General features: G+C 31.5%; 2 protein-coding genes. Both read left to right on the forward strand.

Annotation, left to right across the window (positions count from 1 at the left end; genetic code table 11):
• Window positions 1-78 precede the first annotated feature (78 nt).
• The gene (gene frr / locus VK998_RS02525; RefSeq protein ID WP_325225114.1) at window positions 79-636 is read left to right on the forward strand and encodes a ribosome recycling factor; all 558 of its coding nucleotides are present in this window, start codon (window positions 79-81) and stop codon (window positions 634-636) included.
• A 50-nt stretch (window positions 637-686) separates the two neighbouring features.
• Window positions 687-1,430 carry an isoprenyl transferase gene (locus tag VK998_RS02530; RefSeq protein ID WP_414713543.1) on the forward strand — a complete coding sequence of 248 codons (744 nt, stop codon included), beginning with the start codon at window positions 687-689 and terminating at the stop codon, window positions 1,428-1,430.
• Window positions 1,431-1,565: the final 135 nt, after the last annotated feature.

A 1,565-nucleotide genomic window follows, 5' to 3' on the forward strand; every position in this document is an offset into this window, starting at 1 on the left:
TGGTATAGACAAACCAAATAATATTATAGATGTGGCATTAGGTAAAAAAATAGGTACTCATGTAAAGGAGGAGTAATTATGTATTTGGACGTTCATAAAGAATCAGAAAAAAGGATGAAAAAAACTGTAGAGGTGTACAAAGAAGATTTAAAAAGCGTTAGGGCAGGTAGAGCTAATCCTGCGCTACTGGATCAAATTTCTATCGATTATTATGGTACGGATACCCCTCTAAAACAAGTAGCGAGCGTATCCGCACCTGAACCAAGATTACTAGTAATTCAACCTTGGGATGTTAACTTAATTCCAATTATAGAAAAAGAAATATTAAAATCCGATCTTGGGCTAAATCCATCTAACGACGGCAAACTTATTAGATTGCCAATACCCTTACTTACCGAGGAACGGAGAAAAGAATTAGTAAAAGTAGTAAGAAAAAGTGCTGAAGATGCAAAGATTTCTATTAGGAATATTCGAAGAGAAGCCAATGACAACATTAAAAAGATGGAAAAGGATAAATCTTTAAGCGAAGATGATAGAAAAGCAGCTGAAAACGAAACTCAAAAACTCACTGATAAATACATTGATGAAATTGATAATATTACTAACAAAAAAGAGGAAGAATTATTAGAAATTTAAAGATTCCCCTTCTAAAATAGAAGGGGTTTTTAATGATGGGAGGAATTCTTGTGGCCAAGGACAGTATATTAGATTTAAAAAACAAAATAGATTTAACTAGAGTTCCCAAACATGTAGCCATTATAATGGATGGTAATGGTAGATGGGCTAAGAAGCGTTTTTTGCCTAGAACTGCTGGACATCAAGAAGGTATGAAAAGAGTTATCGAAATAGTAGAGATTGCAGAAAAACTAAATATAAAGTACCTATCACTTTATGCTTTTTCCACTGAAAATTGGAAACGCCCAAAAGAAGAGATAGAAGGTTTAATGAAATTGTTAGTCCAGTATATTAGAATCGAACTGAATAGGATCCATAAAAATAATATAAGAATTCAAACCATGGGTGATGTAAGTATGCTCCCTAAAACAGCTAGAGAAGAAGTTAAAAGAGCTATTGAAAAGACTAAGAATAATTCAAAGATGATTTTAAATATTGGTTTAAACTATGGAGGTAGAGATGAAATAATTAGAGGAATAAAGAACCTTTTAGAAGATGTAAAAATGGGTAAACTAAAAGAAGACCAAATAAGCATTGAAATCTTTGAAAACTATTTGTACACACATAACTTGCCAGATCCGGATCTTTTAATTAGGCCTAGTGGTGAGCTTAGATTAAGTAATTTTATGTTATATCAAATAGCTTATACTGAGTTTTGGTTTTCAGATATTTATTGGCCGGATTTTAAGGAAGAGCATTTATATAAAGCTATTATCGATTATCAAAAAAGAAACAGAAGGTTTGGAGGAATTTAGGTGAAAGGATTATTAATTAGGACAATAAGTGGAATAGGAATAGTATTATTGACTTTTTTTATTGTATCAAAGGGCGGTTCCTTAATGTCCTATTTTATATTTATACTATCAATTATTGGTATTCGAGAATTCTAT

Origin of the sequence: Schnuerera sp., from assembly GCF_035459645.1 — a bacterium.
Classification (GTDB): Bacteria; Bacillota; Clostridia; order Tissierellales; family Tepidimicrobiaceae; genus Schnuerera.

What these genes read in the sequence shown, in the direction of transcription:
- frr (WP_325225114.1), top strand. Translation starts at nt 79, where the DNA reads ATGTATTTGGACGTTCATAAAGAATCAGAAAAAAGGATGAAAAAAACT.